The sequence below is a fragment of the Massilia sp. Masssp93 genome (assembly GCF_059491295.1).
On record NZ_CP168502.1, the window covers coordinates 622868 to 647620 of the forward strand.

Annotated in this window: 30 protein-coding genes; 10 read left to right on the forward strand and 20 right to left on the reverse strand. The window is 66.4% G+C overall.

What is annotated here, in order from left to right; genetic code table 11:
• Positions 1-113: 113 nt before the first annotated feature.
• From ACEN9Q_RS02745 to ACEN9Q_RS02760, 4 genes are all read left to right on the forward strand, one after another.
• The gene (locus tag ACEN9Q_RS02745) at positions 114-623 is read left to right on the forward strand and encodes a DUF6160 family protein (protein ID WP_056439053.1); all 510 of its coding nucleotides are present in this window, start codon (positions 114-116) and stop codon (positions 621-623) included.
• 92 nt (positions 624-715) lie between these two features.
• Positions 716-1483, forward strand: coding sequence for a hypothetical protein (locus tag ACEN9Q_RS02750; RefSeq protein WP_495627278.1), 768 nt, complete (start codon positions 716-718; stop codon positions 1481-1483).
• Complete coding sequence (locus ACEN9Q_RS02755) at positions 1483-2328, forward strand: hypothetical protein (RefSeq protein WP_495627279.1); 846 nt, start codon at positions 1483-1485, stop codon at positions 2326-2328. Before ACEN9Q_RS02750 ends, ACEN9Q_RS02755 begins: the two co-directional genes overlap by 1 nt.
• Positions 2325-2792, forward strand: a complete 468-nt coding sequence (locus ACEN9Q_RS02760) for a hypothetical protein (RefSeq protein WP_056439059.1) — start codon at positions 2325-2327, stop codon at positions 2790-2792. The genes ACEN9Q_RS02755 and ACEN9Q_RS02760 overlap by 4 nt, the downstream gene beginning before the upstream one ends.
• Here ACEN9Q_RS02760 and ACEN9Q_RS02765 read toward each other — a convergent pair.
• Both ACEN9Q_RS02765 and ACEN9Q_RS02770 read right to left on the reverse strand, forming a co-directional pair.
• Entirely contained in the window at positions 2737-3894 is a 1158-nt protein-coding gene (locus tag ACEN9Q_RS02765; RefSeq protein WP_495627280.1) for an AraC family transcriptional regulator, read from the reverse strand. The genes ACEN9Q_RS02760 and ACEN9Q_RS02765 overlap by 56 nt on opposite strands.
• Before the next feature lie 192 nt (positions 3895-4086).
• Positions 4087-4938 carry a helix-turn-helix domain-containing protein gene (locus ACEN9Q_RS02770; protein ID WP_495627281.1) on the reverse strand — a complete coding sequence of 284 codons (852 nt, stop codon included), beginning with the start codon at positions 4936-4938 and terminating at the stop codon, positions 4087-4089.
• A gap of 210 nt (positions 4939-5148) precedes the next feature.
• Here ACEN9Q_RS02770 and ACEN9Q_RS02775 point away from each other — a divergent pair, with 210 nt between their 5' ends.
• Genes ACEN9Q_RS02775 through ACEN9Q_RS02795 form a run of 5 tightly spaced genes read left to right on the forward strand, consistent with a single transcriptional unit; the run spans position 5149 to position 10021 of the window.
• Positions 5149-5910 carry a C39 family peptidase gene (locus ACEN9Q_RS02775; protein WP_056439687.1) on the forward strand — a complete coding sequence of 254 codons (762 nt, stop codon included), beginning with the start codon at positions 5149-5151 and terminating at the stop codon, positions 5908-5910.
• A 20-nt stretch (positions 5911-5930) separates the two neighbouring features.
• Positions 5931-6995 carry a transporter gene (locus ACEN9Q_RS02780; protein WP_056439074.1) on the forward strand — a complete coding sequence of 355 codons (1065 nt, stop codon included), beginning with the start codon at positions 5931-5933 and terminating at the stop codon, positions 6993-6995.
• Between the two features lie 10 nt (positions 6996-7005).
• On the forward strand, positions 7006-8625 hold the full coding sequence (locus ACEN9Q_RS02785; protein WP_495627282.1) for an OmpP1/FadL family transporter: 1620 nt from the start codon (positions 7006-7008) through the stop codon (positions 8623-8625).
• Positions 8626-8656: 31 nt separating this feature from the next.
• Positions 8657-9208: a DUF2059 domain-containing protein gene (locus ACEN9Q_RS02790; RefSeq protein ID WP_495627283.1), complete on the forward strand. Its 552-nt coding sequence runs from the start codon at positions 8657-8659 to the stop codon at positions 9206-9208.
• A gap of 24 nt (positions 9209-9232) precedes the next feature.
• Complete coding sequence (locus ACEN9Q_RS02795) at positions 9233-10021, forward strand: cyclic di-GMP-binding domain-containing protein, MshE-related (RefSeq protein ID WP_157201771.1); 789 nt, start codon at positions 9233-9235, stop codon at positions 10019-10021.
• 66 nt (positions 10022-10087) lie between these two features.
• Here the strand turns inward: ACEN9Q_RS02795 and ACEN9Q_RS02800 are convergent, their stop codons facing one another.
• From ACEN9Q_RS02800 to flgB, 12 genes are read right to left on the reverse strand one after another with little or no spacing between them, the layout of a single operon-like run.
• Positions 10088-11125 (reverse strand): hypothetical protein, encoded by a 1038-nt coding sequence (locus ACEN9Q_RS02800; RefSeq protein WP_495627284.1) that lies wholly within the window; start codon positions 11123-11125, stop codon positions 10088-10090.
• Between the two features lie 5 nt (positions 11126-11130).
• On the reverse strand, positions 11131-12042 hold the full coding sequence (gene flgL, locus ACEN9Q_RS02805; RefSeq protein WP_056439090.1) for a flagellar hook-associated protein FlgL: 912 nt from the start codon (positions 12040-12042) through the stop codon (positions 11131-11133).
• An 11-nt stretch (positions 12043-12053) separates the two neighbouring features.
• The gene (gene flgK / locus ACEN9Q_RS02810; RefSeq protein WP_056439093.1) at positions 12054-13424 is read right to left on the reverse strand and encodes a flagellar hook-associated protein FlgK; all 1371 of its coding nucleotides are present in this window, start codon (positions 13422-13424) and stop codon (positions 12054-12056) included.
• Between the two features lie 45 nt (positions 13425-13469).
• Complete coding sequence (locus tag ACEN9Q_RS02815; RefSeq protein WP_495627285.1) at positions 13470-13808, reverse strand: rod-binding protein; 339 nt, start codon at positions 13806-13808, stop codon at positions 13470-13472.
• Positions 13808-14977 carry a flagellar basal body P-ring protein FlgI gene (locus tag ACEN9Q_RS02820; RefSeq protein WP_495627286.1) on the reverse strand — a complete coding sequence of 390 codons (1170 nt, stop codon included), beginning with the start codon at positions 14975-14977 and terminating at the stop codon, positions 13808-13810. Before ACEN9Q_RS02820 ends, ACEN9Q_RS02815 begins: the two co-directional genes overlap by 1 nt.
• 7 nt (positions 14978-14984) lie before the next feature.
• Positions 14985-15653: a flagellar basal body L-ring protein FlgH gene (gene flgH / locus ACEN9Q_RS02825; protein WP_056439102.1), complete on the reverse strand. Its 669-nt coding sequence runs from the start codon at positions 15651-15653 to the stop codon at positions 14985-14987.
• A gap of 2 nt (positions 15654-15655) precedes the next feature.
• Positions 15656-16441: a flagellar basal-body rod protein FlgG gene (flgG, locus tag ACEN9Q_RS02830; RefSeq protein ID WP_200958278.1), complete on the reverse strand. Its 786-nt coding sequence runs from the start codon at positions 16439-16441 to the stop codon at positions 15656-15658.
• Between the two features lie 34 nt (positions 16442-16475).
• A complete protein-coding gene (locus ACEN9Q_RS02835; protein WP_056439106.1) occupies positions 16476-17201 on the reverse strand; it encodes a flagellar basal body rod protein FlgF in 726 nt (241 codons plus the stop codon).
• A gap of 12 nt (positions 17202-17213) precedes the next feature.
• The gene (locus ACEN9Q_RS02840; protein ID WP_495627287.1) at positions 17214-18404 is read right to left on the reverse strand and encodes a flagellar hook protein FlgE; all 1191 of its coding nucleotides are present in this window, start codon (positions 18402-18404) and stop codon (positions 17214-17216) included.
• A gap of 41 nt (positions 18405-18445) precedes the next feature.
• Positions 18446-19111, reverse strand: a complete 666-nt coding sequence (locus ACEN9Q_RS02845; protein ID WP_495627288.1) for a flagellar hook capping FlgD N-terminal domain-containing protein — start codon at positions 19109-19111, stop codon at positions 18446-18448.
• 2 nt (positions 19112-19113) lie between these two features.
• Positions 19114-19518, reverse strand: a complete 405-nt coding sequence (gene flgC, locus ACEN9Q_RS02850) for a flagellar basal body rod protein FlgC (protein WP_056439116.1) — start codon at positions 19516-19518, stop codon at positions 19114-19116.
• Positions 19519-19528: 10 nt separating this feature from the next.
• On the reverse strand, positions 19529-19888 hold the full coding sequence (gene flgB, locus ACEN9Q_RS02855; protein WP_056439118.1) for a flagellar basal body rod protein FlgB: 360 nt from the start codon (positions 19886-19888) through the stop codon (positions 19529-19531).
• Between the two features lie 114 nt (positions 19889-20002).
• Here flgB and flgA point away from each other — a divergent pair, with 114 nt between their 5' ends.
• Positions 20003-20674 carry a flagellar basal body P-ring formation chaperone FlgA gene (flgA, locus tag ACEN9Q_RS02860; protein ID WP_495627289.1) on the forward strand — a complete coding sequence of 224 codons (672 nt, stop codon included), beginning with the start codon at positions 20003-20005 and terminating at the stop codon, positions 20672-20674.
• On the opposite strand, the gene ACEN9Q_RS02865 is transcribed toward flgA, so the two are convergent.
• Genes ACEN9Q_RS02865 through ACEN9Q_RS02890 form a run of 6 tightly spaced genes read right to left on the reverse strand, consistent with a single transcriptional unit; the run spans position 20664 to position 24750 of the window.
• Complete coding sequence (locus ACEN9Q_RS02865; RefSeq protein WP_495627290.1) at positions 20664-21386, reverse strand: glycoside hydrolase family 73 protein; 723 nt, start codon at positions 21384-21386, stop codon at positions 20664-20666. The genes flgA and ACEN9Q_RS02865 overlap by 11 nt on opposite strands.
• Positions 21373-21801: a flagellar export chaperone FlgN gene (gene flgN, locus ACEN9Q_RS02870; protein WP_056439123.1), complete on the reverse strand. Its 429-nt coding sequence runs from the start codon at positions 21799-21801 to the stop codon at positions 21373-21375. Before flgN ends, ACEN9Q_RS02865 begins: the two co-directional genes overlap by 14 nt.
• 4 nt (positions 21802-21805) lie before the next feature.
• Positions 21806-22087: a flagellar biosynthesis anti-sigma factor FlgM gene (gene flgM / locus ACEN9Q_RS02875; protein WP_056439126.1), complete on the reverse strand. Its 282-nt coding sequence runs from the start codon at positions 22085-22087 to the stop codon at positions 21806-21808.
• Positions 22088-22116: 29 nt separating this feature from the next.
• Positions 22117-23085 carry a flagellar motor protein MotB gene (locus tag ACEN9Q_RS02880; RefSeq protein WP_495627291.1) on the reverse strand — a complete coding sequence of 323 codons (969 nt, stop codon included), beginning with the start codon at positions 23083-23085 and terminating at the stop codon, positions 22117-22119.
• An 18-nt stretch (positions 23086-23103) separates the two neighbouring features.
• Entirely contained in the window at positions 23104-23994 is an 891-nt protein-coding gene (gene motA, locus ACEN9Q_RS02885) for a flagellar motor stator protein MotA (RefSeq protein ID WP_056439133.1), read from the reverse strand.
• Positions 23995-24018: 24 nt separating this feature from the next.
• Positions 24019-24750 (reverse strand): FliA/WhiG family RNA polymerase sigma factor, encoded by a 732-nt coding sequence (locus ACEN9Q_RS02890; protein WP_056439136.1) that lies wholly within the window; start codon positions 24748-24750, stop codon positions 24019-24021.
• Between the last annotated feature and the right edge of the window lie 3 nt (positions 24751-24753).

Below are 24753 nucleotides of genomic sequence, written 5' to 3' on the forward strand. Positions count from 1 at the left end.
CCAAGCAGTCCGACGCTGCCGTCCCGATTGGCCACAAGCCGCAGAGGAACCGAAGCGGACGCGCGGGCAAGCCCGAAAAGATTCTCGTCGATCACAATAACACTGGAGATACCATGAAACTGCTGAAACAACTGACCGTCGTCGCTGCCCTGTCCTCGATCGCTTCGTACGCATCGGCCCTGACCCCGATCGCCGATGCCGACCTGTCCAAGGTCTCGGGCCGTGACGGTGTGTCGATCGCCGCTGACCTGCATGTGAACATCGGTTCCTTCGTCTACACGGATACCGATACCGCAGGTGGTTCGGTGAGCTTCAACAACATCAAGATCACCGGTGCAATCGCCGCCACCATCGACATCATCAACAACGCCACGTTCCAGACCGAAGCCAGCGCGGCATCGGGCGCATCGAGCGTGCTGGGCGTGAGCGGCGGCGCAGGCCTGGCGGCCTTCATGCCGGCTGGCGACGTCGTCAAGATCGCCATCCCGCAAGTCGATACCGTCAAGAACCTGAGCATGTCGGTCGACTCGATCAAGATGGGCAACTCGACCGCTTCGTACGGTTCGTTCGCCGCCAACGACATCAAGCTGCAAGGCACCACCGTCTACATCTGGGCGCACTAAGCATCACGGGTTGGGTGATGGACGGCCCGCGGGCTTGCCCCGGGCCGTTTTTTTGACCTCGCGTCGTTGCTCTTCGTTTTTCGGGTTCAAACATGCGCATGTTGCTCGCCGCGTCCCTCCTCGCGCTCTCGCTGTTGCCCTGCGCGGCATCGGCCCAGATGCGTCCGATGTCCGACAACGAACTGTCCCGGGTCAGTGGCCAGGGCCTGTTCACGGTCAGCAATTCCAGCTACAACGGTTTCGATTTCACCCGCATCGCCCTCGATGCCGACGTCACCCTGAACGCCAACCTGGCCAATATGCGCCTGGGCGAATACACCTACGCGCCGCGCAACGGCACCGGCGCCGACCTCGACATCAGCGCACTGCAATTCGGCCGCACCGACGCCAGCGCCGCCCAGCGCCTCGTGCAGATCACCAATCCCTATTTCGAATTCGTCTACAAGAACACCGGCGTCGACAGCCAGCGCGAGATCGTCGGCATGCGCCTCGGCTTCGACGGCATTGCCGGCGACATCGGCACGAAGATCGCCACGCTGTCCGGCTCGATGCGCATCGACGCGGGCGCGGCCGGCATCGTCGACAGCATGAACGACGCCGGCGGCGGCAAGCGCTGGGACGGCACGTGCACCGGCTGCACGCCGCTGTCCAGCGTGGGCGGCGTCACGGCCGGCGACGCCAACGGCCCGAGCCGCGATTTCTGGATCTCGATCCTCAAGACGCCCGTGCAATTCCAGGCCGCGTCCGGCATGCCCGCGCTGACGGAAGCACAGGCCGGCATCTGGCTGAACTGGCGCGACAAGCTGACCGCGCTGAACCTCACCGGCACCGTGCCGGTCAATAACGCGGCGGGGCATTGATGCTGACGCGCGCCGCGGCCACCGTCCTGTTCTGCGCGCCGGCAATCGCTTTCGCACTCGAGCCGCTGCCGGACAGCGCGCTCGCCAGGGTCGCGGGGCGCGACGGCATGAGTTTCAACCTGTCGAATTTCGCCATGGCGGGCAACGCCGAGCTGCGCTACACCACGCCCGGCGGCGACAGCCTCGGCATCGGCAACCTGGCCGCGTCGCGCTCCGACAACACCGACGCGCCGTTCGCCGACCCGTACCGCCTCGACGTGGTCCCGGGCGGTCCTGGCCGCGCCGACATGATCAACATCGCCTTCCCGCAAAACACGGCCGGCCGCGAAGTCTGGCAGATCGCCTACGACTTCGGCGTCAACGCCGGCGGCTTCGACGTCAAGAACGGCAGCGTGATCCTGAAGGACCTCGTGTACTACGGCGGCGGCCTGCAGTGGACGACCCCGGTCGCCGGCGACGGCCTCGCGTTCGGTCTCTCCACGCGCCTCGAACTGGGCAGCCTGACCCTGGCACCGAACGGGCGCGACGCCACCAGCGAAGCGATGGTGCTGTCCAACGTGAAGATCGGCGCGGCCACGGCGGACGGTTCCGCGCCGACGGCGCCGTGGCAGATCGCGGATGCGACGAACCAGGCCGGCATCTTCAACGCACGCACGGATGCGGCGGGCAATGCGAGCCTGCACATCGGCATCGGCTGGCCCGACGCCGGCCAGGCGGCGCCCAGCGGCACGCTGCAGATCGGGAACATCAGCTTCCGCAGCGACGCGGGCGCGAGCATGGACCTGGGCAGTTCGCGCATCGGGTCCATCCAGTTGCAGTACCTCGACGTCAAGTTCCGCCAGTGAGTACGCGCCTGCGCCTCCTCGCCATCCTGGCGCCCGCCTTGTTGTGCCGGGCGGCGTGGGCGGGGCCGCAGCCGCTCGCCGACGACGAACTGGCCCAGGTGCGCGGCGCCGACGGCATCAGCTTCGCCGTGCGCCTGCAATTGAACCGGCCCGGCGACGGCACCACGAGCGACAGCCGCCTGACCATCGGCCAGGTGGTCGACGGACGGACGACGTACACGGTGCTGAAGAATGTCGGCGGCGTGATCCAGATGGTGGGCCTGAACATCAGCCCGCAGACGGCCGCCGACGGCACGAACTACCTGGCGCTGACCCTGCCGGCGTACACGCGCTTCACGGATACCGGCTTCGAATCGCTCAGCGTGCAGGCCGATCCGCGCGCGCCCGTGACGCAGAGCCTGGGGCAGGTCACCCTGAACGGCGAACTGCAGATGCAGGGCCAGCTGCGCCTGTGGTCCCATTGACGGCGGCCTGGCCATGGGCGTTGATGCGGTCCTGCTGGAACTCGCCGGGCGCCTTGCCGAACCAGCGCAGGCAGGCGCGGTGGAAGGCGCTGGGATCGGCGAAACCCAGCTTGTAGCTGAGGTTCTTGACGCTGATGCGGTCGCTACCCAGGTATTGCTGGGCGATCGTGCGCCGCACTTCGTCGACGAGGGTCGAGAAATCGGTGCCTTCGTCGGCCAGGCGGCGTTGCAGGGTGCGCTCGCTGATCGCGAGGCGCCGTGCGACGGCATCGCGCAGCGCGCCGCCCTGGTCGATCATCGCGGGCAGCAGCTCGCGCACGCGCGCGGCCACGCTCGTGCGTTCGGCCTGCGCGAGGCGTTCGTCGAGCAGGCGGAACAGGCCTTCGGCCGCGAGCGGGTTCGCGGTGGGAATCGGCGCCGTGATGTCCGCGCCCCCGAATTCGAGCGCGTTGGCGGGCGCGCCGAAGCGCACCGGACAGCCGAACCAGCGCGCGTAGGGCGTCGTGTCGACGGGGGCCGGATAGGCGTATTCGACGAGGGCCGGCCTGAGGTCGGGCCGGCTGCCGACGAAGCGCATCGTCGCCAGCAGCAGGTTCCAGGTGAAGTCGTAGCGCGCCTGCGGCACCTGGCGCGCGCCGCCGACGAGGTTCAGGCCCACGCGCACCCGGTCCGCCTTCGGCTCGATGGTGGCGCGCACGACGGGCGACACGAGCGGCATGTAGCGCGTCAGGCTGTCCGCGGCCTGGCGCAGCGTGGGGGACGCGAGCATCAGGTGGCCCAGCACGCCGAGCCAGCTGAGCGGGTCGGGGGCGAACACGCGAAAGCCGATCAGCGCATCGCCGCTGGCGGCCGCGAGGCCTTCCCAGAGCGTGCTGAACTGGTCGGACAACGCGAGCAGATCGGCCGCCCGCTCGCCTTGCGCGCCGTGCTCGAACCATTCGAGGCCGGCCTTGGCGAACAGGGCTTCGACGTCCATGCCCTCGGCGCCGAGGCAGGCCTTGATGCGTTGCACCACGTCCGTGGCGGACAGGTACTTCACGCTGGCGACCGCGTACGTGCGGACGCGTCCTGCGCTGGTCTCATGCTTGGTCTCCTTACTCATTGAGTGGCCGCGGGTTCTTTTGTGTCTTTTGGTTCTTTTGCCCGGGTGCCGTTTTTTATTATGTGTGCATGCGAAAACTCAATGCTTCGGAAAATGATCCCATCTTTATCAAAAATTGCTCATTTTCGATAGGCAAGTTTTTTTATTTGATGCAACGCAAACCGGCGCGTTTTCCGCCGGCGGCGCAAGCGTTCAGGCACGCGCCTGCTGGCGCGCACGAGCGGGCGTGATGCCGTACGCGGCCGCGAAACAGGCCGTCATATGGCTCTGGCTGTTGAAGCCGCATTGCGCCGCAACACGGGCGATGGAGAAGCTGGTGCGGGTCAGTAATTCATGCACCCGTTCGAGGCGTAAACGCAACACATAGCGGTGCGGGGTCATGCCCATCGCTTCCTGGAAGATGCGGCGGAAGTGCGATTCCGACACGCCGGCGCGCTCGGCCAGTTCGGCGTTCGACAGTTCGCTCGACAGATTCTGGCCGATCCATTCCAGCACGCCCTGCAGGCGGCCGAGCTGGAGGGCGTCCGGCGGCAGGTGCCGGCCCGTCTTGCCTTCCAGTACGCGGCAGGCCTGCTCGACCATCAGCGCCGAGGCGCGCTCGACGAAACCCGCGTTCGGCGTGCTGCTGCGGGCGATTTCCGCCAGCACCTGCTGGGCGGACGCGTGCACGAGCGGGTCGGAAAAGGTGGGCGACTTGGCGCGCGCGGCCAGCAGGCGCTGCAACTGGCGCACCATGTCGTGGTTCGGATCGAGAAAGTGGAACATGGCCATGTCGATGGCGCCGAAGAACGTCCAGCGGCTGGCGAAGCCGGGCTGGAACACGGTCGCGGCGCCGGCCAGGAAGTCGAACGAACGGCCCGGGTTGCGCCCGGCTGTTGCGCGCGCGCCACCCATGTGGCAGGCCAGCACCATCGAATCGAGCGGCGGGACCTCGCACCCGCCCAGCTGGAAGATGTAGCGTTCGGCCCGCATCGGCACGCCGCCGATCTCGACGCTGATCACCGGCTCCCCCAATGCATTGCTGATCCTGTCCCAAGTATGCACGGTGCCCCAATCTGAATGAGCGGTTTTTTATAAAAACGATAGCGTTTTATAACATCGGCAAGCCTTGCCTGCATCCAAAATATAGAAAAACTGCAATAAACGTGGCCAAAACGCCACGTCGACATTGCATGAAATCCAGGCATCCGCACGCCACGCATGCGCACGGAGCAGGGCCACAAGGGGCTGCATGAAGCGCCCCAGGGAGACACCATGTTCACATTCCTGCTGGGGATCCTCGCGGTCCTCGTGGGCGGGGCCGGCGTGCTTGCCAAGCACGAGGCGCAGGACCGTCCGCTCGACCGTTTCGACCTGCCGACGACCATGTCCGTGGCCGCCGCCGGCGTGCCGAACGTGGCGATCGAGCCGTTCTCCGAACTCAAGTTCAAGAACATCGTCCACCAGGCCTACGACTACAGCTGCGGCTCGGCGGCACTCGTCACCATCCTCAAGTACCACCTGGGTCTCGACGTCACCGAGCAGCAGTCGATGGAAGGCATGATGGCCTTCGGCGAGAAGGACAAGATCATCGAGCGGCGCGGCTTTTCGCTGCTCGACATGAAGCGCTACCTCGCCTCGATCCACGTCCAGAGCGCGGGCTTCCACGCCGAGATGTCGGACCTGCTCACCCTCGATTCGCCCGGCATCGTGCCGATCGACTACGCCGGCTTCAAGCACTTCGTCGTGCTGCGCGGCGTGCGCGGCGGTCTCGTGTTCCTGGCCGATCCATCGGCCGGCAACATCACGTTCTCGGTCGAGGAATTCGCCACCCTGTGGGACCGCAACACGCTGTTCATCGCCTATCCGCCGAAGGGTCATCCGGCCGTCGCCAAGCTGGCACTGGCCGACAACGAACTGGGCGTGGTCGACATGGACCGCATCCGCGACCGCGGCCTGCAGCGACCCATCGACACGCAGTTGGCGAACGAGCGCCTGCTGAACGGTTTCGGCGGGATCTCGATCCGCAAACAATAGACCCACCACGAAGGACCACCATGAAGATTTCCACGATGCTCGTGCCGGCGCTGGCTTGCGCCGGCCTGTGCGCCCAGTTGCCTGCACTGGCGCAGGATACGGCGAGCGCCTCCACGCTGAATGCCGCCACGGCCGGCACGCCGCCCGCCGACGCGCAGCCCGCCTCCGCCGACGCGGTGCGGAATGCGCTGGCGAAGAAGGAGGGCGATGCCGACAACGCGACGCTGCTGAAGGAAACGCTGACCGCCGTCGACAAGCAGTACTCGCTGATCCGCAAGGGCAAGGTGCAGCTGAACTATGAGCTGGGCTACACCTACATCGGCCAGGAAAAGATCAACACCGACCTGTCGTCCGGCACCGCCACGCTGTTCTCGATCGAGAACACGAACTCGCACACGATCACCAACACGATCATGGCGGACTACGGCGTGCGCAACAACCTGACGGCGAACGTCACCGTGCCCATGATCAGCCGCTACTCCGATTCCGCCGGCTTCTCGGGTGTCTCGCACACGATCGGCGACCTGGGCCTGGGCGTGCGCTGGCAGCCGCAGGAAGTCAAGCGCGACGAGGTCGCGTACACGATCACGGCCGGCGCGCGCCTGGCGACGGGCACGAGTCCGTACAAGGTCGACGTGAACAAGGGCGTGGCCACCGGCTCCGGCGTCAACAGCTTCAACCTCGGCGCCAACATGACGCGCATCGTCGACCCGGTCGCGCTGTTCGGCTCCTTCAACGTCGGCTACAGCCTGACGGCCAAGCACCTGAGCCAGCAGCTGTACGGCGCCACGCTGCGCCAGGTGAAGCCCGGCGCCAGCTTCGGCTTCGGCCTCGGCTTCGCCTACGCGCTGTCGTACAAGATCACGACGTCGTTCTCGTTCCAGGAATCGATCCAGTCCCGTTCCACGCTCACGTTCGACAACGGCGCCAAGGCGCAGACGCAGACCCAGAGCGCCGGCATCCTGTCGATCGGCGCGGGCTACCGCATGTCGCCCAAGACCACCGTCAACGTGACGGTCGGCGCCGGCCTCACCGCGGCCGCGCCGAACCTGTCGCTGACCATGAGCCTGCCGTTGTCGCTGTGAGGCCGACCCCATGACCGCCGTGCCGTCATCGACCGCTGCGCGCGCGCTGGCCCTCGCCGGGCTGGCCGCCGCGCTCGCGTCGGGCGCGCATGCCGGCGTCACCGACAACCTCGTCACCAGTCCCACCGCGATGGCGATGGGGAATGCGGTGACGGCCGATCCGCCCGGGATCGAATCGATCCACTTCAACCCGGCCGGCCTCGCGCGCCTGACGGGCACGCAGAAGATCGATTCCGTGTTCATGGCGGCGATCCGCAACCCGAACCATTTCGTCTCGGCGCCCGACATCGACATCGGCGGCTTCAAGGACGACCCGATCAACGGCAAATCGAGCGGGCCGGTGCGCCAGGCGATGGAGATTCCGTTCTACGGCATCCCCAAGGCGCGCCTGCCGGCCGTGCTGGTGCCGGGCCTCGGCATGTCGTACAACGCGCCCGGGTCGCGCTGGACCTTCGGCACGATGGTCTACCTGTCCGCGGCGATGAGTATCGACCGCACCAAGGACCCGGATGATCCGGCCCGCTTCGACGGCCGCCTGGTCCAGCTGCAGCGGCTCGTGTACCTGTCGCCGGCGGCCGCGTACAAGGTGTCGGACACGCTCAAGATCGGCATCTCCGTGCCGATCGCGTATTCCGCCTTCGCCATCAACACGGACTTCCGCGCGCCCAACAAGCTGCTGGGCACCGTCGGCGAGCTGCAGAAGGCCGTCTGCCCGAACGGCAACGGCACCGTGATCGACACGCTGACCTTCGGCCTGTGCGGCGGCGGTCCGGAAGGCATGGTCAATCCGTTCAAGCGCGCCGCCAACATCGACTTCGACCTGCGCGCGTCGTTCGACCCCACGGTCAACGTGGGTGTGCTGTGGGAGCCGAAGAAGTGGTTCGCGCTTGGCCTCGTGTACCAGGGCGGCGCGCGCACGACCTATACCGGGTCGTACATGTTCCACAGCGACCCGATGCTGCGCAGCTTCGTGCGCGGCCTGAATTCCAGCCTGCTCGGGCCGATCGTCGGCGCCGTCACCGGCATGCCGCAGGAGATCCCGGAATACCAGTCCGGGAACATGACGGCCAGGATCCCGTTCCCGTGGCGCGTGCAGGCCGGCATGAAGCTGATGCTGAGCGATTACGTCCAGCTGAACGCGGACGTCAGCTATGCCGACTGGGCCCAGTGGAACCAGCTGACGTTCGAATTCGACCGCAGCATCAAGCTGCTCGAGATGGCGCGCCTGTTCGGCTATGCGAATTCGAGCCAGGCCACGTTCAAGATGGGGTTCCGCAGCGTCGTCAACTACAGCTTCGGCACCCAGATCAACCTGACGAAGAAGCTCGCGCTGCGCCTGGGCTACGAGCCGCGCAAGAGCTCCATCCCGGGCGACAAGATGAGCCTCCTGGCGCCGCTGCCCGACACGAAACTCAGGAGCGTGGGCCTGCGCTACCGCTTCGACGACGGCGGGGAAGTCAACCTGACGGGCAGCTACATGAAGGGCTCGTACAACATCCCGGCGCGCAGCGACTGCAATCTCAACTGCGACAATTTCTTCAACCTGATTTACAACCCTTATGCGGCCACCACCGTGTCCGGCAGCCTGATCGTGAAGTACGCGGGCGCGTCGTACACGCGGCCGTTTTGAATTCGCTTTGACTTTTCCTGTGGAGACGACGATGTTTCGAAAGATGTGTGTGACGATGGCCTGCGTCGGCATCGGCCTTGCGGGCGGCGCGAACGCGGAGGGCATGAACGGCGTGCCGGCGTCCAAGCAGGCGCTCGTGCAGCGCGTGCTGGACAAGATGGCGCTGGACGCGGTCGGCCTGCAGATGCTGCAGACGCCCGTGGCCGACATGCTGCGCCAGTCGCGCGTGGTGGTGCAGAGCCGCGTGCCGGCCGAGAAACAGGATGCGACGATGAAGGACATCACCGCGGAAGCGGCGAAGTTCATCGAGCAGGAAGGGCCGGCCCTGCGCACGAGCACGCACGCGATCGTGCAGTCCAGCGTGGCGCCGCTGCTGGCGCAGAAGTTCAGCGAGGACGAGTTGAAGCAGCTGGCGGGCATCCTCGAATCGCCCGTGCTGGCCAAGTTCGAGGGCGTCGTGCCGGAGCTGAAGAAAGCGGTCGGCGAAAACGTCGCCAAGGCGAATGCGGCGCAGATCCAGCCCAAGATGACGGCACTGCAGAACCGCGTCGGCCTCAAGCTGCGCGCGGCCGTCGGGCAGTAATGACCACTACCTGAGGAGGCGGGGATGAGCGACTGGACGACACGCAGTACCAACAGGTCCCGGCTGGGCCAGATCCTGATCGAGAAGAAGCTGATCTCGCAGGAACAGCTGGACGCGGCAATCCGCGCGCAGGCGCAGAGCGGGCGCCGGCTGGGCGAGATCCTGGCCGACATGAAGCTGATCACGCAGGCGCAGGTGCGCGGCGCCGTGCGGCGCCAGCGCAGCCTGCGCATGGCGGCGGCACTGGCGACGGCATTGCTCGGGCCCCTGCACGCCTACGCGGCCGTGGCGGCGGCACCGGCGGCGGGCGTCTCGACGCGCATCGGCGGGGAGCGCGAGGGCGAACGTGAATTCGGGCGCGGCCTGCGTGCGCTGTCCGACGCGGAGCTGGGCGAGGTGACGGCGCAAGGCCGCGACGACGACGCGCTGCGCGACCAGGCGCGCCAGGCCGAACTGCGCCTGATCGCGCTGGGCGCGCAAGGCGGCCAGCAGGGCCTGCAGGCCGCCGCGCAGCACGCGCTGCCGAACGACGGCGTGCGCGTGCTGGGCGAACTGGCGACGTTGTTCAATCCGCTCGCGCTGATGCTGTCGGCCGACACGACGGTGCGCGACGTCAACTACGATCCGGACAACTCGCACGCAACCCTGAACAAGGACGGCTCGGTCACGCTGCGCCTGCCGAGCACGATCGGCGAGATCAGCTTCCGCAACATCCGCGTGGGCAGCCATCCGGGGCCGACGTTCGGCAGCATCGAGATCCACGATATCGATTTGCGCGGGACGACGATCAGCGTCAAGCCGATCACGCGCTGAAAGCGTCGTTCCCGGCACTGCCGGAAACGACTCCCCGCGGGGCCGGGGACGACGGTAGCGCTAAATTTAACGCAGGCCGAGCAGCGCCAGCACGCGATCGCGGCTGACGCCGACGAGCGCCGACGTCAGCGCCAGCAGCGACTCGTAGTCCGTGCTGGCGGCGGCTTTGCCGAAGTCGTCGGCCGCGAGCGTCACGTCCGGCGGCGGCGTTTCGGCCGCCGCTACCTGGGAGCTGGCGGCCTGCACGGCGCTGCTGGCCGCGGCCTGCGAACGGTGCACGCGTTCCAGGGCCTGCACCACTTCGCGCAGGCTCTGGCGCAGCGCGTCGGCATTGCCGGTGTCCGCGCTCACGTTCCACTGCTGGGGTGCCAGGTTGGCCGGCATTTCGTCGGTCGTCACGCGGCCGCGGCCGCTCACGGCGATGCTGTCCTTGACGGACGACCAGTTCGATTCCGGCGTCGTGAACACGAGTTCGCCGTTCTCGTCCAGGGTCGCGTGCACGCCCATCGGGGCGAGGGCACGGTCGAGGGCGCGGGCGACCTGCGCGCTCGACTGGTCCGGCTCGATGTTGACGGACATCTGCGGCCCGCCGGCGCCGCCGACCGAGAACGAAATGGTCTGCGGCGCGCTTTTCTTGATGCTGGCGATGTCGAGGCCGCGGATGCGGAAGCGCTGCACGGCCGGCTTCGTCGAGTAATTCAGGTTGCTGTCGATGCCGCCGCCGCCATCCTTCTTGCGCGCGGCCAGCGTCTGGGTCAGCTGCCGGGCGTGCACCTCGAGCTGCAGGCGCGAACCGGCGCGGGTGCCGGCCAGCTTGGCGGTCAGTTCACCCTTCAGCGTTTCGAGCTGGGTGGCCACGCGGTCGAGGTAGTCGAGCGCCTGCTGGGCGCGCGCCACCTGGTCCTGCAGGCCGCCGGCGATTTTCGCCGCGCCGCCGGTGCTGCGCAGGGGCGCCGCGGCCGCCGGGGCGGTCGCGGCGCTGGCCGCCGTCGCGTCGGCGGCGAGGTCGGTCGCGCGGGCCGGCAGGAGCGGAGACGATGCGGTCGTCCGGGTGCCGAGGGTGCCGGTTCCGCCGGCGGACGTGGGTCGAAGTGTGGTATCCATGGCCGTCAGAGCGCCGAGAACAGGGACAGGTTGCCGATCTTGCTGTAGGCCTTGTAGCTGGCCTGGAGGGCCGTCTGGTAGCCGTTCAACTCGATCGCGGCGGAGCCGACGTCGAGCTGGCCGATGTCGAGGATCGCCGTCTGGTTCGCCAGGCTGACGTTCTCGTGGTTGGCGTCGATCGTCTTGAGGATGTTCTGCTGGCCGCCGATCACGGCGACCTTGCCGCCGATCAGGCCCATCGCCGTATCGAAGCCGTCGAGGTTGTCCTTCAGCGTGCTGCGCACGGCCGGGTCGTTGGCGTCGACGTTGCTGGCCGACAGCGTGGTGATCGTCTGGTCGAGCTGGTTCAGCAGTGTTTCCAGGCCGCTGACGTTCTGGTTGCCCACCTGGGTGATGCCGTTGCCCACGACGACCATCTGGTCGTTCGTGTTGCCGGAATAGGTGTAGCGCGAGCCGGGCGCGGCGCTGGCATCGTAGGCGATGGCCGGGGTATCCGTCACGGTGCCGGAAAAGATGTAGCGGCCTTCCTGGTCCTTCGAGTTCGCGTTGTACATCAGGCTGTCGCGCAGCGAGGTCAGCGAGGTCACCATGGCGTTCAGGTCCTGCGACGTGTTGGAACCGTTCGACGCCCACACGAGCAGGTCGCGGCCCGAATTCATGTCGTTGACCATGTTTTGCAGCGAACCTTCGTTCTTCGCCATGCGTTCCTGCACCGCGGCGATGTTGCTGCGGTATTGCGCGATCGTGGATTCTTCGCGTTTCAGGCGCGACAGGCGCACGCTGTCGACGGGATCGTCCGACGGCAACTGGATGCGGTTGCCGTTGGCCATCTGCTGTGTCACATAGGTGATGCGCTCCTGGTTGATCTGGAGCGATTGAGTCATCATCGCCTGGTATTGACTGGTGGCGATACGCATGCTTCTCTCCCTTAACCCATCATCTGCAAGGTGGCGTCGAACAGCGCGTTCGCGACGGACATCACCTTCATGTTGGCCTGGTACATGTTCTGGTATTCGACGAGGTGCACGGCTTCCTCGTCCTGGTTGACGCCGCTCGTCGACTGCCAGTCCGCCTCGGACTGGTCGCGCATCGTCTGCGCGGTGGCGAGGGCGCTCTTGTTCTGCTGGCTGTCCACGGCGAGGCGGCCGACGAGCTGGGTGTCGGCGTCGCCGATCATCACGGTGCCGATCTTGGTCAGCGTGATCGTCTGGCTCTTGATGTCGACCAGTTGTTGCAGGTTGCCGGTGTCGCCCGGCGTGCCGTCGCCCGAAAACGCGAGGTCCGACGTCTGGAAACCATCCGCCACCTTCAGCATGTTCGAGGTGTTGCCCGGGGTGTAGACGAACAGCGGCTTGCCCGGGGTGCCGTCCATCGCAAAACCGGCGCCGAGCTGGGTGTTGACCTTGTCGGCGATCTGCTGGGCCATGTCGGCCACGCCCTGCTGCAGCGGCAGCAGCGTGTCCTGTTCATAGGCCGACAGCCCGCCCAGCTGGCCGCCGGCCCGGGTCGTGTCGAGGTCGAACGAGCTGCCGGCGAACGTCAGGCTGAACGTCTGCGCGGCGCCGCCGCTGACGGACAGCTTGCCGGCCACGCCGCCCAGCACGAGCGACTGGCCCGACTTGAGCGAGACGTTGCGGGTGCCGTCCGGCTGGTCGCTGACTTCCAGGCCCATCTGGCTTGCCAGGCCGTCGATGGCCAGGTCGCGCGCGTCCACCAGGGCCGAGGCGTTGCTGCCGGTGGCGTTGGCGTTGGCGATCTGGGCGTTCAGCGACGCGATCGATGCGATCGTGCTGTTGGCCGAATCGACCAGCGCGCTGCGCTGCTGGCGCACGGATTGCAACTGGGCGTTGTAGACGTTGTTCAGGCTGTTGAAGCGTTGGGACAGCAGGCCGGCCGCCGTCACCACCTGCTGGCGCAGCGGGGTCGACGTCGGATCGACGCCGGCCACCGAGTTCAGCGCCGCGAAGAAGGCGTCGACGCCGCTCGACAGGCTGGCGGTGTCGTCGCCCATCACCTGTTCCAGCTGGGTCAGATACGGCTGGGTCTGCGAGTGCGCGCCCAGGTCGGACGCGCTGCGCCACATCTGCTGGGTCTTGTAGCTGTCGGAGAACCGCATCAGTTCGGTCACGCGCACGCCGTTGCCGGCCTGGGCCGAACCGGCCGCGGGCGCGACGGCGGTCAGCAGCGCCGATTGGCGGGTGTAGCCCTTGGTCTGCAGGTTGGCGATGTTCTGGCTGCTGGCCGACAGGGCCAGTTGCGAAGCGACCGCTCCGGACAGGGCGTTGTTCAGGATGCTCATCGTGCGAGTCTCTCGTGTGCGTGATCAGTATTAACAGGCGACCATTCAAGACGATTTATTAAGCGGTGCCGGCAATATCTGCCGCAAAATCGCGTCGGCGACGCCGAAAGCCCGCTGGTGCGCCATATTTCCCGCCAACATGTTGTCCACCATGTCCGTCATGTCCTGGTTGACCTTGTCCTTGGTCGGGCTGTCGTCCGGCGCGATGGCGCGCGTGCTTTCGCGCATCTGGTGCAGCATGTGCGAGATAAAAAAGCTTTCGAATTCGACGGCGGCCTTGGTGGCCTTGGCAATATAGGCCTTATCTGCGGCGGGAGCGACCTTGTCCTGGTCCGCGGCCTGGTCCGGTTTGCCCGGCTCGATGGCATTGACGTTGTTCAGCATCAGATCACCACCAGTTCGCCTTCGATTGCGCCGGCCTGGTCGAGCGCCTGCAGGATGGCCATGATGTCGTCCGGCGAGGCGCCGAGGCTGTTGACCGTGTCGATGATCGTCTGCAGGCGGGCGCCGGCGGGCCAGTGGAACATCTGGCCCGAGCCCTGGTCGACGGAGACCTTCGATTGCGGCGTCACCTGCGTCTGGCCCTTCGAGAACGGTCCGGGCTGGCTGACGGCCGAGCTTTCCGAGATCACGACCTTGAGCGAGCCGTGGGTGATGGCGGCCGATTTCACGCGCAGGCCGTCGGAAATCACGACGGTGCCGGTGCGCGAATTGAACACGACGCGGGGCACTTCCTCGCCCGCTTCGACCGCCATGTTCTCCAGCTTGGCGACGAAGGCGACGCGCTCGGTGGGATTCGTGGGCGCCACGACCTCGACGCTGGTGCCGTCGGCCGTGGTGGCGACCTGGCCGAAGCGGCGGTTGATCGCATTCACCACGTTGGTCGCGGTGTCGAAATTCGGATGGCGCAGGCGCAGCAGCACGGCCGGGCGCGTGGCGAAGTCGGTCGGAATCTCGCGCTCGATCTGGGCGCCGTTCGGGATGCGGCCGCCGGTCGGCGTGTTCACCGTCACCGACGAGCCGCTCTTGCCGGACGCGTTCAGGCCGCCGACGACGAGGTTGCCCTGGGCCAGCGCATAGACTTCGTTGTCGGCCGCGCGCAACTGGGTCAGCAGCAGCGTACCGCCGCGCAGGCTTTTCGCATCGCCCAGCGACGAGACGGTCACGTCGATCTGCTGGCCGCGGCGGTAGCCGGGCGGGAACACGGCCGACACCATGACGGCGGCCACGTTCTTGTTCTTCGCTTCCTCGCCGTCCGGCAGCTTGACGCCGAACTGCTTGAGCATATTGACGACAGACTGGCTCGAGTACTTCACCTGCGTCGAGTCGCCGCTGCCGTTCAGGCCGACGACGAGGCCGTAGCCGACCAGCGGGTTCTCGCGCACGCCTTCGACGCTGACGAGGTTGCGCAGCGGCTGGGTGCGGGCGAGGATGGCCGCGTCGGGGCCGGCGGGGGCCACGCTCGCGGACTTCGGCACGGCGGCCGCGGCCTGGGCCAGCACGGGCAGCGCCAGCAGCGCGGCCAGGGAAACGGAACGGAAGAGTCGGATCATTGCGTCCTCAGAACGGCATGAAGGGACCGGTGAAGAACCGGGTCAGCCAGCCGGGAGTGTTGGCGTCGGCCAGCGAACCCTGGCCGGAATAGGCGATGCGGGCATTGGCCACGCGCAGCGACGACACCTGGTTCTCGTTGTCGATGTCGGCGGCGCGCAGATAGCCCTTGATGCGCAGGTATTCCTCGCCCTGGTTCAACTGCAGGCGTTTTTCACCGGCCACGCGCAGCAGGCCGTTCGGCAGCACTTCCTGCACGAGCACGGTGATCGCGCCGGACAATGCGTTCTGCTGGGTGCTGGTGGCGTCGCCCGTGAAGCTGCGGTCGCCTGCGATGTTGATGCCGGTGCGGCCGAAGGTCTTGCCGAGGGCGCCGATCGGGGTGACGGACGCGGACGAGCCCTTGCTGAAGCTGGTCCCGGCCTTCTTGCTGGCCTGGGTCGTTTCCTGCAGCAGGATGGTGACGACGTCGCCCACGCGGAACGCGCGCGCGTCCGAGGTCAGCGAGACGGTGTCGGCGGTGAACACGCCACCCGCGACGCCGCCGTGCGCCGGCTGCGTTTTCGGCAGGGCGAGGGTGTCGTCCGCGGGGGCGGGGGTGTTCAGGGGCACGTGCGAGGCGCACCCGGTCAGCACGAGGCTGGCCGCCATCCCGGCGGCGAGGGCGAAGCGTTTCATGGTCAGCGGGAAGCCTGGGACAGGTATTGCAGCATGTTGTCGGCAGCCGACAACACCTTGGTGTTCATTTCATAAGTGCGCTGGGCGGCGATCATGTCGACCATCTCTTCGACGACCTGCACGTTCGAGCCTTCGAGCGCACCCTGCTTGATCTTGCCGAAGGCACCGTCGCCGGCCTTGCCTTCGTTCGGGGTGCCGCTGGCGGCCGTTTCCTGGAACAGGTTCTCGCCCATGGCCTGCAGGCCGGCCGGGTTGACGAAGGTCGTCAAGGTCAGCTGGCCCAGTTCCGTCGGGGTGATGGTGCCCGGGACGGTCGCGCTGACCATGCCGTTCTCGCCGATGGTGATCCCGGTCGCGTTGTTCGGGATGGTGATCTGCGGCACCAGGGGCAGGCCCTGGGCATTGACCAGCACGCCGTTCGAATCGACCTGCAGCTGGCCGGCGCGGGTGTAGGCCGGCTGGCCGTCCGGACGGCGCACCTGCAGGAAGCCGTTGCCCGTGATCGCGACGTCGAGGGACTGGCCGGTGGTCTGGATGCTGCCGTTGGTGAATACCTTCTGCGTGCCGACGATGTTCACGCCATTGCCCAGCTGGACGCCGTTGCTGACGGTGTTGTCGGCCGTCTGGGCGCCCGGCTGCTTGTCGACCTGGTAGAACAGGTCTTCGAACACGACGCGGTCGCGCTTGAAGCCGACCGTGTTCACGTTGGCCAGGTTGTTGGCGATGGCCTGCAGTTTTGCATCCTGGGCCTGCACACCGGTCTTGCTGATCCACATTGCTGGATTCATGGTTTCTCTCTCCTGATTCGGTTAGGGACGTGGGTCAGCCGGCGATCAGCTTGTTGCCCGTTTCGTTCATGCTGTCGCTGGCCTTGAACAGGCGCATCTGCACCTCGAAGCTGCGGTTCAGGCTCATGGTGGCGACCATTTCCTCGACGGCCGAGACATTGCTGCCTTCGAGCGCGCGCGGGCGGACTTTCACGTCCGGATCCGTCGGCAGGTTGCCGCCGTCGCGCGAGACGATGAGGCCGGCCTCGTTCTTCGTCAGTTCGGCGCCCGTGGCGTTCACGAGCTTCAGCTTGTCGACGACCTGCATCTGCGTGGCGCCTTCCGTCAGCACGGAAATCGTGCCGTCCGTGCCGATCTCGACCGCGGTGTGCTGCGGCAGGACGATCGGGCCGCCTTCGCCCAGCAGCGGATGGCCGTGCACCGACAGCGCGCCATCGGAACCGATTTCGATTTCGCCGGAACGGGTATAGGCTTCGCTGTCGCCGTACTGCACGGCGAGGTAGCCCTGGCCGCCGATCGCGACGTCGAGCGGGCGGCCCGTCTCGTGGACGGCGCCGGCACGGGTCGAGATCATGTCGGCCTGCATCGACGACATGTGGCGGTCGTCGTAGCCGAACCCGCCCAGCTGCTGCTGGGTCGCCACTTCCATACTGGAGCGAAAACCCGTGGTGTCGAGGTTGGCCAGGTTGTTGGCGTGGATCTGCTGCGAGCGCATCAGGCGCTCGGCGCCGGAGACGGCGGTGAAGATGAGTTTATCCATGGGGCGTCAAGCTTACAGGGCTTGCATCAGGGCCTGCATCATCTGGCTTTCGGTGGTCAGCACCTTCGAGTTCGCCTGGTAATTGCGCTGCGACGTCATCAGGCCGACCAGTTCCGACGTGATGTCGACGTTCGAGCCTTCCAGCGCGCCGGTCGACAGTTTGCCGGCCAGGCCCACGCCCGGCGCATCGGTCAGGGCGGCGCCGGAATCGGCGTTGGCGACCCAGCTGGTCTCGCTGATCGGCGACAGCGCGCCTTCGTTGGCGAAGGTGGCGAGGGCGATGGTGCCGACGACCTGCGACTGGTCGTTGCTGTACTTGGCCACGAGCGAGCCGTCGGGCGACATCGTCAGGCCCACGAACGCGCCCGACGCATAGCCGTCGCTGCGGTTGGTGGTGGTGGTGGCTTCGCCGGCGAACGAGGTCGTGCCGGTGTAGTCGATCTTGACGCTGGAGGCTGCGGCGCCGGTGCCGGTGAACTTTACCAGTCCCGACGTGGTGCCGGTCAGCTGGCCGTCGGCGCCGAACGACAGGCTCGCTACGGGATTGGCCGCCGTGTCCGGCGCCGCGCCATCGACGCCATAATAAACGTCGACCGTGCCGGTGCCGGTCTTGACGAAGTATTGCGACACCGTGTGCTGCGTGCCCAGCGAGTCGTACGCGAGCGACTGCTTGACCATGTTGTAGCTGGACGAATCGGTGGCGTCGAAGGTGGCCGTCGTCGGCACGGTCCAGTCGGCCGACAGGTTGCCGACGTAGGAAACGCCGGTCGTCGCGACGGCCGGGATCTGGCCGGTCGGCACCTGTACGTCGCCCATCGCGCCCAGCGCGCCGTTCTTGGACGGGCCGTAGCCCTGCACCTTGTTGCCGTTGCTGTCGATCAGGACGCCCTTGGCGTCGGTCGAGAAGATGCCGACGCGCGAATACTGCGAGGTGCCCTGGTTGTTGACGCTGACGAAGAAGCCGCGGCCGTCGATGGCGGCATCGAGGGCGCGGCCGGTCGTCTGGGTGCTGCCGTTCTGGCTGATGTTCTGCGTGACCGAACCGATTTCCACGCCGTTGGGCTGGGTGCCCGCCATGACGGACGCAAAGTTGGCGCGCCCGGCCTTGAAGCCGTAGGTGGCCGCGTTGGCGATGTTGTTCGAGACGGTGTTCAGTTGTTCGTTGATGGCCTGGATGCCGGACAGTGCGATGTCGAAGCTCATGTCGATTCCTTAAATGCGTTGCGGTAGAGTGTGGGCGGCGTTCAGGAGCCCGTCTTGCCGTTGAAACCCGTGACGGACGAGGGATCGACCTCGCCGATGTTCGCCACCTGGAGCACGACGTGGGTGCCGTTGACGCGCACGCTGTTCAGGCGCGCCGCCACTTCGACCGTGGGCGAGCTGCCGTCCGATGGCTTGGCCTGGATCGTGTATGAACCGGGCGCCAGGCCAAGGGCGTCCGGATCGATGGAAAACGACTGGGCGCCCGAACCGGCGCCCAGGTTGATCGTGTGCTGCTGGCCGTCGGTGCCGGTCAGGATCAGGCTGGTGCCCGCGCTCAGGCCGTTCAGCTGCACGGTGCCGTTCACCTTGTTGCCGTCGACCTTGATGGTGCTCGTCGCCACCGTCACGTCGGAACCGACCTGGCCGCCCATCGCAAGCGTTTGCAGGCTTTGCAGGACGGTTGCGCTGGCGGTCGTCGTCGACGACAGGTTCTGCAGCGCCTCGGTCTGCGACAGCTGCGACAGCTGGTTGACGTACTGGGTCGGATCCTGCGGCGACAGCGGGTCCTGGTTCTGGATCTGCGCCACCAGCAGCTTGGTGAACATGTCCTTGTTGGCGTCGGTGGGCGCCTGGGTCGACACCTTGTCGGCCGCCGTGTTCGCCGTTGTGCCGAACTGGCTGTTGGTGGTGGAGGTGGTGGTCACCATGATCAGGAATCTCCCAGCTTGAGCAGCGACTGCTGCATGGATTTGATACGTCCCAGGACTTCGACGTTGGTTTCGAAGGCGCGGCTGGCGGACATCATGTCGGCCATCTCGGACACTTCGTTGACGTTCGTGTAATAGACCATGCCGTCGGCGTCGGCCTTCGGATTGTCCGGCTCGTGCACGCGGCGCAGCGGCTCGGCGCTCTCGACCACGTCGAGCACCTGCACGCCCGCGCTGCCTTCGTTGCCCATGACGGACGCGAAGACCGGCTTGCGGGCGCGGTACGCTTCCGCTTCGGAACCGGCCGCGACGTCGGCGTTGGCCAGGTTGCTGGCGATCGTGTTCAGGCGCACCGACTGCGCCGACATCGCCGAACCGGCGATCTGGGAAATGTCCTTGAAGCCCATTGTTGACCTGTTATTGACCGTTGATGGCTTTCGCCAGACCACGCAACTGCATGTTGATGAAGGTGAGGCTGGTATTGAAATCGGATGAGTTCTGGCCGAAGGCGGCTTGCTCGACGCCGATCTCGACGGTGTTGCCGTCGGCGCTCGGGTGGAACGGCACGCGGTACAGCGGCTGGTCGTCGCTCAGGCTGAGATCGCCGTTCTCGGTGTCGATGCGATCCTGCATCATGGCGCCAAAATCGATGTCGCGTGCGGTGTAGCCGGGCGTGCTTTCATTCGCAATGTTCGCCGCCAACACCTTGGTGCGCTCGGCGCGCAGTTCCAGCGCGTCGGCATGCACACCCAGTGCGTCTTTGAAATTAATCGTCATGTCAGGAACTCCTGTCGGTTGAACTTCTGTGTGATTGGTAGAATCAGGTTTTTCCGCTGCCGCTATTCTCTAATGATTGCTTTCTGTAAGGCAACCCTTGCCGCTTCGTCACTGATGCTGTTTTCTGCGTTCGCGCAAGCAGCAGCGCCGTCGATTCCGATGCAAATTGAACAAGCCGCCCGTGCCGAACTCGAAAGACAGATGGCGGCGTCCGGCTTGACCGAACCACAATTCGACATTGCCGTCGTGGCCGCGCGTGCGGCGCCGCCGTGCAGCCAGCAGGTGGCCATCGAACCGCTCGATACCCGTTCTCCCCAGAGGATGCGCTTCGTGGCGCGCTGTCCGGACACGCCCGGATGGCGGTACGAATACGTCGTCCGCGCGCGCGTGTCGGCCATGGTCGCGATCGCGGCGGCGCCGGTCGCGGCCAACGAGGCGTTGACGGATGCACAAGTCACGATCGAGCGCCGTGATATTTCGAACATTGCCGATCCGGTCAGTAATCCGGCCGACGCGGTCGGACAAATGTCTCGCCGTATGTTGCGTCCAGGAGACATTCTGCGCAGCGGACAGCTCAGCACACCGATTCTGGTGAAGCGCGGCGATGCCGTGACGATGGTCGCGCGGCGCGAAGGCATCGAGGTCAGCATGGCCGGAGAAGCATTGGATGCCGGCGGAAAGGGGGCTGTCGTGCGGGTTCGCAACGCCGGCAGCGGGCAGGTCGTCCGCATGCGTGTCGCCGGACCCGGCACGGTTGAGCCAATCGACATGGAGATCAGCCGCTGACGTTTTGCAATTTGCCGGCCAGGCGGGCGAGCTTGGCCGCATAGGCCGGGTCGGTGGCATAGCCGCCCTTCGCGAGGCCGGCGGCGAACGCATGGGCATTGTTCCCGGCGCCGAGCGCGCCGTGGAAGCGCGGATTGTCGATCAGCATTTGTGCATAGTCGCGGAAGGCGCTGGCCTGGTCCGGATAGGCGCGGAAGCGCGCGCTCGTCTTGAGCGCGGCGCCGCCCACGTATTCCGTCGTGGCCGATTCGGCCACGTTGCCGCGCCAGCCGGCGTTGGCCTTGATGCCGAACAGGTTATAGGTCGAGCTGCCGTCCGCGTTGCGCAGCGGACGCTGGCCCCAGCCGGATTCCAGCGCGGCGTGCGCGGACACGAGTTCCGGCGCGACGCCCAGCTTGTCGGCCGCTTCCTTGGCCCACGGGGCGATGCTTGCCAGGAAAGCCTGCTGGTCGGGTGACGTGTCGGCGCCGTCGCCCATGACGGCGGCCGTCGCCCCCTGGCTGCGTGCGGCCCACATGCGGCCCTCGGCGTTGAGCGTCGCGCTCGTCGCGAAATCGCCGCCGCCGTTCTGGATGAAATCGGACGCCTCGCCCTGGACCTCGTTGAAGATGCCGCCGAACTTCCCGCCGCCGTTGCTTAAAGGCGCGGTCGGCGCGGTGGCCGAAGTCGGGGTGAGGGCGGGGATAGCCGTCGTGAATTCAGCGTGGCGCATAGGTATCGTCTTCGCCGTGCAGCAGGCGTTGCATGATCGTAAATTGTTCGGCCATCAGATTGCCGTTGCGCGTCGTCGCCTGCTTGCAGTCGCGTACGAGCGTCTCGAGCGTGTCCCAGTCGTTCCGGCCGCGCGTGCGCAGCGAAGCCGGCAGGCTGCCGAACAGGTCGTCCATCGTCGCTTGCGGGCCCAGCAGGGCGCGCACGAGCTGCACGCGCTGCTGGCGGCGCTGTTCCATCGCGTCCAGCTCAGGCGCGAGTTGTCCGGCAAGCGTGGCGAGCTCCGCACCGCGGTGGCGCAGGGCGGCCTGGAACTGGCGTTCCAGCAGGTCGCGGATCGTGCCGCAGGCGCCAAGGTCGGCCTGGACGCCGTCCAGCAGGCGCGCGACGGCCTGGTCGCGGGTCAGGCGGCTCATGGTGTCAAGCCTTGTTGCCGCTGCCGTGGAAGCGCTGGATCAGGCCGGCCAGGCGCCCCGCATCGAACGGCAATTCGCCTTTGGCCAGCGCGTCGCGCAGCTCGGCCACGCGGGCGGCATCGAAGTCGGGCAGGGATTTGATCGCTTTCTGCGCCGGCTGCAGCACGGCGGATTCGAGGGCATCGGTGCCCGCGGGCGCGGCTGCCGGGGCCGCGGCCGGCGCGGCGGCACCGCCTGCCTGCGGAGCGATCGAGACGGAAGGCGTGGAGGCGCTGGAGATCTTCATGCGTGGTCCTCGGGTTTTCGATTGAATCGTCATGGTTTCTTTACCATCTGGCTGCGCAGTTCCTTGAGCTCTGCATCGTCCGTCCGGGCCGTGGACGCGTTTTCTGTCAGGGATTCGGTGGCCGGCGGCGCGCCGAACATGGTCTTGACGGCAGCAGCCTGCTTGCTGGTCAGGATCAAGAGTTCGATACGGCGGTTGGCCGAAGCATCCGGATGGGCCGCATCGATCGGGGCCCGATCGGCCATGCCGACCAGTTGCAGGATGCTTTCGCTCCGCATGCCGCCGATGAGCAGCTCGGACCGCGCAGCCAGAGCGCGGTTGACCGACAGGCTCCAGTTGGAATAGCTCGCCGGTCCCGCATTAGTGTACTGCAAGGAATCCGTGTGGCCTACGATCAACATCTGATTTTCCATCTTTTCGAACAGCGGTGCCATCGCGCGCAACAGTTTTGCGAAGCGGGCGGTCGGCAGCGGGCTGCCGCGCACGAACATGCCCTGGCGGTCGGTGTCGTGCAGCATCACGCGCAAACCGTCCGGCGTGATCACCGTGGCAAGGTTCGACGCGAGACCGGCGTCGACGCTCATCTGTTCCAGTTGGTGCGCCAGCGCCGCCAGTTCGGACGGCGATTCGTACTTCGTGCGCATGGCCGGGGTGTTCGATTTGTTACCGGTGCTCGGGCCCTGGCTGCCGCCGTTACTCCTGGGGAGCTGGAAGCGCTCGATCAGGCTGCCGGCCGGGCTCGATTTGACTTCGGGCTTGCCGCCGGTGCCGTCGATCAGGCCGCTGGCCGTGTTGTCGCGCACGATGGCCTTGGCCTGCTGGGCGTCGCGGGCGGCGATCAGCCACAGTACGAGGAACAGCGCCATCAGCGCCATGCAGAAGTCGGCGAACGCCACCTTCCACGCGCCGCCGTGTTCGTCCTCCTGATGCTTGCCGCCACCACGTTTGACGATGGTGGCTTCGTGGTGCTTCTCGGGGCCTTTTTTGGTTGCTTGCACTTATTGCTCCAGGTCCGGTCAAGCCTTGCGTTTGGCGCCGGCATCGTCGCCGTCGGCCATCGCGTTGATCCAGGCTTCGAGCTGTGCGAAGCTGGGCTTGGTATTCAGCTGGATCAGGCGGCGGCCCGCGTCGATCGCCAGCAGGGGCGGTTTGCCGGCCACGTGAGTGCACAGCACGACCTTCACGGTTTCCATCGTCGATGCTTCGGAATTGACCAGCTGCTTCATCATGCCGGAGATCGGATCGAGCACGCCGTAGCACATGAAGATACCGATGAACGTACCGACCATGGCGGCGCCGACGCGTTCCGCGATCTCGGCGGTGTCGGCGCCTTCGCCGACGGAGTTCATCGTCATCACGATGCCCAGCACGGCGGCCAGGATGCCGAAGCCCGGCATCGCCTCGGCGATCTTGTGCAGCGATTTGGACGGCTGGGTCAGCTCTTCGTGGATGGCGTCGAGCTCCTGCTCGAGCACGCCTTCCAGCTCGTGGGCGTTGATCTTGCCCATGGCCATCAGGCGGAAGTTGTCGACGATGAAAGCCAGCAGCTTGGGCTCTTCCAGGATCAGCGGATAGCGCTGGAACATCGGGCTGTCCTTGGGCGCTTCGACGTGGGCGTCGAGCGCCTTGAGGCCGCCGGCGGCCGTCTGCAGCAGTTCGTACATCAGGAGGAGCAGCTGGCGCTGGAACTCGGAGTCGTGCCTGTGTTTGCGCGTGATCCTTTTCGTCTGGGAAAACAGTTCGGCCAGCACGTGCTTGGGATTGCCCAGCACGAGGGCGCCGATGGCGGCGCCGCAGATGACGATCAGCTCGGTGGGCTGCCAGATGGCGTTCACTGTGCCGCCCATCATCGTAAAACCGCCGAACACGGCGCCGAGCACGATGAGAATGCCGAGGATTTGCATGATTATTATTACCTTTCTTGTGGTCGTTCAGGCCTGGGCCAGCGCCGCTTTCATTTTGGCCAGCGCACTTTTGTTCAGCTGGCAGACGCGGGCGTCGGACAGGTCGAGCACGGCCGCGATTTCCTTGTAGCTGAGCTCGAATTCGTAAATCATCTGGACGACGCGCTGCTCGCGTTCGTTCAGCGCGCCCAGCGCCTGCTCGAGGCTGCGGCGCACCATGAATTGCTCTTCCGGACCCGGGGCACTGTGGGCACGCTCGGTCGCTTCCTGCAGCATGTCGTCGAAGCTGAGCAGTTCCTCCGCGCAGTCGTCCAGCAGGAACTGGCGCCACTCTTCCTGGCCGATGCCGAGCGCGTCCGCCGCTTCCTTGTCGTTCGGTTCGCGGCCGAGCTTGCGGGTGAGGGCGCGCACGGCGTCGCGCATCTTGTGGCTGTCCTGGCGCACGGCGCGCGGACGCCAGTCCTGGCGGCGCAGTTCGTCGAGGATCGCGCCGCGCACGCGCAGCGAGGCATAGCTGGAAAAGCCGGTATCCGGCGTGCCGTAGCGGCGCAGCGCTTCGAGCAGGCCCATCAGTCCGATCTGCTCCATGTCCTCGCGGCCCATCGCGCCCGACACCTGCGACGTGAGCTGGCGCGCGATGCGCTTGACGAGCGGCGCGTAGGCGACGAGGTGCTTCTGCTCTTCGGCCGCGCTCATGGCCGCGTGAATGGCGGCGTCGGCATATTCGCTGCTGGCGTAGCTGTCGGCGTAGTCGGTCATGTA

What these genes read in the sequence shown, in the direction of transcription:
- ACEN9Q_RS02745 (WP_056439053.1), top strand. Translation starts at nt 114, where the DNA reads ATGAAACTGCTGAAACAACTGACCGTCGTCGCTGCCCTGTCCTCGATC.
- ACEN9Q_RS02750 (WP_495627278.1), top strand. Translation starts at nt 716, where the DNA reads ATGCGCATGTTGCTCGCCGCGTCCCTCCTCGCGCTCTCGCTGTTGCCC.
- ACEN9Q_RS02755 (WP_495627279.1), top strand. Translation starts at nt 1,483, where the DNA reads ATGCTGACGCGCGCCGCGGCCACCGTCCTGTTCTGCGCGCCGGCAATC.
- ACEN9Q_RS02765 (WP_495627280.1), bottom strand. Translation starts at nt 3,894, where the DNA reads ATGAGTAAGGAGACCAAGCATGAGACCAGCGCAGGACGCGTCCGCACG.
- ACEN9Q_RS02775 (WP_056439687.1), top strand. Translation starts at nt 5,149, where the DNA reads ATGTTCACATTCCTGCTGGGGATCCTCGCGGTCCTCGTGGGCGGGGCC.
- ACEN9Q_RS02780 (WP_056439074.1), top strand. Translation starts at nt 5,931, where the DNA reads ATGAAGATTTCCACGATGCTCGTGCCGGCGCTGGCTTGCGCCGGCCTG.
- ACEN9Q_RS02785 (WP_495627282.1), top strand. Translation starts at nt 7,006, where the DNA reads ATGACCGCCGTGCCGTCATCGACCGCTGCGCGCGCGCTGGCCCTCGCC.
- ACEN9Q_RS02790 (WP_495627283.1), top strand. Translation starts at nt 8,657, where the DNA reads ATGTTTCGAAAGATGTGTGTGACGATGGCCTGCGTCGGCATCGGCCTT.
- ACEN9Q_RS02795 (WP_157201771.1), top strand. Translation starts at nt 9,233, where the DNA reads ATGAGCGACTGGACGACACGCAGTACCAACAGGTCCCGGCTGGGCCAG.
- ACEN9Q_RS02800 (WP_495627284.1), bottom strand. Translation starts at nt 11,125, where the DNA reads ATGGATACCACACTTCGACCCACGTCCGCCGGCGGAACCGGCACCCTC.
- flgL (WP_056439090.1), bottom strand. Translation starts at nt 12,042, where the DNA reads ATGCGTATCGCCACCAGTCAATACCAGGCGATGATGACTCAATCGCTC.
- flgK (WP_056439093.1), bottom strand. Translation starts at nt 13,424, where the DNA reads ATGAGCATCCTGAACAACGCCCTGTCCGGAGCGGTCGCTTCGCAACTG.
- ACEN9Q_RS02815 (WP_495627285.1), bottom strand. Translation starts at nt 13,808, where the DNA reads ATGCTGAACAACGTCAATGCCATCGAGCCGGGCAAACCGGACCAGGCC.
- ACEN9Q_RS02820 (WP_495627286.1), bottom strand. Translation starts at nt 14,977, where the DNA reads ATGATCCGACTCTTCCGTTCCGTTTCCCTGGCCGCGCTGCTGGCGCTG.
- flgH (WP_056439102.1), bottom strand. Translation starts at nt 15,653, where the DNA reads ATGAAACGCTTCGCCCTCGCCGCCGGGATGGCGGCCAGCCTCGTGCTG.
- flgG (WP_200958278.1), bottom strand. Translation starts at nt 16,441, where the DNA reads ATGAATCCAGCAATGTGGATCAGCAAGACCGGTGTGCAGGCCCAGGAT.
- ACEN9Q_RS02835 (WP_056439106.1), bottom strand. Translation starts at nt 17,201, where the DNA reads ATGGATAAACTCATCTTCACCGCCGTCTCCGGCGCCGAGCGCCTGATG.
- ACEN9Q_RS02840 (WP_495627287.1), bottom strand. Translation starts at nt 18,404, where the DNA reads ATGAGCTTCGACATCGCACTGTCCGGCATCCAGGCCATCAACGAACAA.
- ACEN9Q_RS02845 (WP_495627288.1), bottom strand. Translation starts at nt 19,111, where the DNA reads ATGGTGACCACCACCTCCACCACCAACAGCCAGTTCGGCACAACGGCG.
- flgC (WP_056439116.1), bottom strand. Translation starts at nt 19,518, where the DNA reads ATGGGCTTCAAGGACATTTCCCAGATCGCCGGTTCGGCGATGTCGGCG.
- flgB (WP_056439118.1), bottom strand. Translation starts at nt 19,888, where the DNA reads ATGACGATTAATTTCAAAGACGCACTGGGTGTGCATGCCGACGCGCTG.
- flgA (WP_495627289.1), top strand. Translation starts at nt 20,003, where the DNA reads ATGCTGTTTTCTGCGTTCGCGCAAGCAGCAGCGCCGTCGATTCCGATG.
- ACEN9Q_RS02865 (WP_495627290.1), bottom strand. Translation starts at nt 21,386, where the DNA reads ATGCGCCACGCTGAATTCACGACGGCTATCCCCGCCCTCACCCCGACT.
- flgN (WP_056439123.1), bottom strand. Translation starts at nt 21,801, where the DNA reads ATGAGCCGCCTGACCCGCGACCAGGCCGTCGCGCGCCTGCTGGACGGC.
- flgM (WP_056439126.1), bottom strand. Translation starts at nt 22,087, where the DNA reads ATGAAGATCTCCAGCGCCTCCACGCCTTCCGTCTCGATCGCTCCGCAG.
- ACEN9Q_RS02890 (WP_056439136.1), bottom strand. Translation starts at nt 24,750, where the DNA reads ATGACCGACTACGCCGACAGCTACGCCAGCAGCGAATATGCCGACGCC.